The organism is Rhodovulum sp., assembly GCF_011048875.1.
GTDB classification, from domain to species: Bacteria; Pseudomonadota; Alphaproteobacteria; order Rhodobacterales; family Rhodobacteraceae; genus Rhodovulum; species Rhodovulum tesquicola.
Genome location: NZ_DSDD01000092.1, coordinates 1 through 3,371, shown reverse-complemented (window position 1 = coordinate 3,371; position 3,371 = coordinate 1). Strand labels below are relative to the sequence as shown.

The 3,371-nt window shown below is 69.0% G+C and carries 4 protein-coding genes; all 4 read right to left on the bottom strand.

What is annotated here, in order from left to right; translation table 11 throughout:
* Nucleotides 1–111: 111 nt before the first annotated feature.
* Complete coding sequence (gene cobU, locus ENN83_RS03160; protein WP_287184013.1) at nucleotides 112–618, bottom strand: bifunctional adenosylcobinamide kinase/adenosylcobinamide-phosphate guanylyltransferase; 507 nt, start codon at nucleotides 616–618, stop codon at nucleotides 112–114.
* A gap of 58 nt (nucleotides 619–676) precedes the next feature.
* Nucleotides 677–2,035, bottom strand: a complete 1,359-nt coding sequence (locus tag ENN83_RS03155) for a TRAP transporter large permease (protein ID WP_287184010.1) — start codon at nucleotides 2,033–2,035, stop codon at nucleotides 677–679.
* Nucleotides 2,028–2,546 carry a TRAP transporter small permease gene (locus tag ENN83_RS03150; protein ID WP_287184008.1) on the bottom strand — a complete coding sequence of 173 codons (519 nt, stop codon included), beginning with the start codon at nucleotides 2,544–2,546 and terminating at the stop codon, nucleotides 2,028–2,030. Before ENN83_RS03150 ends, ENN83_RS03155 begins: the two co-directional genes overlap by 8 nt.
* Nucleotides 2,546–3,371 (bottom strand): TRAP transporter substrate-binding protein (locus ENN83_RS03145; protein ID WP_287184005.1); only part of this gene is annotated, 826 nt, incomplete at its 5' end. The genes ENN83_RS03145 and ENN83_RS03150, both read right to left, overlap by 1 nt.

The window sequence follows — 3,371 nt, the reverse complement described above, 5'->3', positions numbered from 1 at the left end:
GGGGGGTGGGCGTGCTGCGTCATGTGCGGCGTCTAGACTGTCGCTCGCCCGCAGTCCACCTCATCTTTGTCACGATGATTATGAGTCGCAGTCATATAGACGCAGGGCGGCCTACTTGACCTTCAGCGGCAGGCCCGAGACCACGAATTCCACCTCGTCCGCCGCGCCCGCAACGCGCTGGTTCAGCCAACCCTGCGCATCGCGGAAGGCACGGGCCAGCGCGTTCTCGGGCACGATCCCCATGCCCACCTCGTTCGAGACCAGCACCACCGGGCCTTGCTGGCGCGCCAGCGCCGCCACCAGTGCCGCGGCCTCGGGTTCCCAGTCGCGGCCCGCGAATATCAGGTTCGACAGCCACAGCGTCAGGCAATCGACCAGCCGCGGCCCGCGCCCGTCTGTCCGGTCAAGCGCACCGGCCAGGTCCAGCGGTTCCTCGACCGTGACCCACCCCGCACCGCGCCGGGCGGCATGGCGGGCGATGCGCTCGCGCATCTCGGCATCGTCGGGCCGGGCGGTGGCGATATAGACCCGCTTGCCCGGCAGGGCAGAGACCCGCGCCTCGGCCCGGGTGCTCTTGCCCGACCGTGCGCCCCCCGTCACCAGAACGACATGACCCATGGCCCCCTCCGCTTGTCAGGGCCGTCCGTTAGCCCGCCTCGCCGCGCCCCGCAATCTTCTATCCGCCGACCATCCGCGGCAGCCACAGCACCAGCGCCGGAAAGGCCAGCAACAGCCCGACCCGGATCAGTTCCGCCCCGAAGAACGGCGCGACCCCCTTGAAGGTGTCGATCATCGGCGTGTCCTGCGCGATGGCCGAGATCACGAAGACATTCATCCCCACCGGCGGCGTGATCAGCCCCAGTTCCACCACGACCAGCGCAAGGATGCCGAACCAGATCTTCAGATCCTCGGTGCTCATCCCGAAGCCTGCGCCCTCGGCCCCCTGCCACGGCCCGCCATTGATCGCGACCAGCACCGGCCATAAGAACGGCACCACCAGAAGGATCATGGACAGGCTGTCCATCAGGCAGCCCAGCAGGATCAGCGCCAGCAGCACCAGAATCAGAACGGCCATCGGTGCCATGCCCGTTGCCAGAAACCACTCGGCCGCGGCCTGCGGCAGGCCCGCCCGGGAAAGGAAGATCTTCATCAGCTCCGCGCCCAGCAGGATCAGGTAGATCATCCCGGTGATCGAGGCGGTCTCAAGCAGGGCGGCGCGCATCTCGCGCAGCCGCAGCCGCCCGCGCAGCGCGCCGTAAAGCCAGACCAGCGCCACCCCGACCGCGGCCCCCGGCGTGGGGTTGTAGAACCCCGCATAGATCCCCCCCAGCACCAGCGCAAAGATCCCCAGCACCGGCAGGACGCCCAGCGTGGCCGCGCGGAACTCGGCCCGATTCGCCGCCCCCGCCGCAGGCCCCGCGCCCGGGCGGATCGCGACATAGGCGGCGATGGTCAGCAGGAACAGCACAACCGCCAGCGCCGCGGGCAGCATCGCGGCCAGGAACATCGTGACGATATTCGCCTCGACGAGGATCGCATAGACGATCAGCACCACCGAAGGCGGGATCAGGATGCCCAGAACGCCCCCCGCCGCCAGCGTGCCGGTCGCCAGCGCGCCCGAGTAGCCCGAGCGTTTCAACTCGGGCAGGGCGGCCTTGCCCATGGTCGAGGCGGTCGCCAGCGACGAGCCGCTGACCGCGCCGAAGCCCGCGCAGGCCGCGATCGCCGCCATCGCCGTGCCGCCCCGCATCCAGCCAAGCCAGGCATTGCCCGCCCGGAACAGCGCCGCCGATAGCCCCGCGCGGGCCGCCAGCGCGCCCATCAGCACGAACATTGGCACCACCGACAGGTCGTAGATCGAGAACTGCCCCCAGGCCAGCGTCTTGAGCTGGTTCAGCATCAGCGCAGGCCCGTTCAGCGCCACGATCCCGACAGCGCCCACCAGAATCATCGCATAGGCGATGGGCATGCGCAGCGCGATCAGCAAGACCAGCGCCGCAAGCCCCGTCAGCCCCAGCGACAGCGCCTCAGCCATCGGCGCCCCGGCGCGCGGCGCGTGCATCCTCGAACAACGTCACAAGGCTTGCCAGCGCCAGAAGCGCCAGCGAGACGAGGACCGGCACGAAGGCGATCCAGACCGGGAATTGCAGGATCGTGGTGGTGGTGCCATAGGCCCGCTGGTCGGCCATGCCCTGCGACATCCGCCACAATAGCAGCGCGGCAAAGACCAGCGCCACGGCAGAGGCCACCAGCCCCAGCCGCGCCACCCAGTGCGGCGAAGCGCGCATGGTGAAGATGTCGGCGCTGACATTGGCGCGGGTCAACTGGCACCAGGGCAGGAAGGCAAAGACCGCAACCGCGACGCCAACCTGCGTCATCTCGAAATCGCCGGCAAAGGGCTTCCAGACCAGGCCGCCGATCACCGAGACCACGTTCATCGCGATCACCGCGACCAGAACCAGCCCGCCGATCAGCGCCCAGCCGGTGACCAGCGCCGCGACCAGCGCGGCGAAGCCCTGCCGTCCGGCCAGCGCGGCGTCGCTCATCACTCGGTCCCGTACTTCGCGATCAGGTCCCGCGCCCGGTCGACCAGCGCCGCCCCGTCGATGCCCCTTGCCGAGACATCCGCGATCCAGCGTTCCACTACCGGCTCCAGCACCGTGCGGAAGGCGGCGGTTTCATCGTCGGTCAGGGTGACATGGGTCCTGCCCGCAGCCTCGGCCATGGCGATGCCGCCATCCTCGGTGCCGCGCCAGATACGCCCCAGTTCGGCCAGCCAGTCCGGCCCCGAGGCATCGCGGAACGCCTGCTGGATATCGGGCGGCAGGCTGTCCCAGCGTGCCTTGTTCATCGACATCTGGAAGGACAGCGTGCCCAGCCGGGTGCGGTCGGCCAGTTCGACATATTGCCCGGCCTGTTCCTGCAATTTCAGCGCGGGCACGATCTCGAACGGGATCAGCGCGCCTTCGACAACGCCCTTCGACATCGCCTGCGGCAGGTCGGGCACCGGCATCGCCACCGGCACCGCGCCCAGCGCCTCCAGCACCCAGGCGCCGGTGCGGGTGGGGATGCGCATTTTGCGGCCCGCGAAATCGGCCGGGCTGCGGATCGCGGCATCGCGCATCACGATCGCATGGCCGGCATGGACATGCAGGAACATCACCTCGACACCGGGGAAATCGGGTTTCAGATCGGTCTCGAACATCTCGTGCAGGGCAAGGTTCGCCGCCCCGGGGTCGTTGAGATAAACGAACGGCAATTCAATGACTTCGGTCCGCGGGAACAGCCCCGGCGTATAGCCGTTTGCGGTCCAGACCAGATCCACCACCCCGTCGCGCACCTGGTTGATCAGCTCGGGCGGGCGCCCGCCC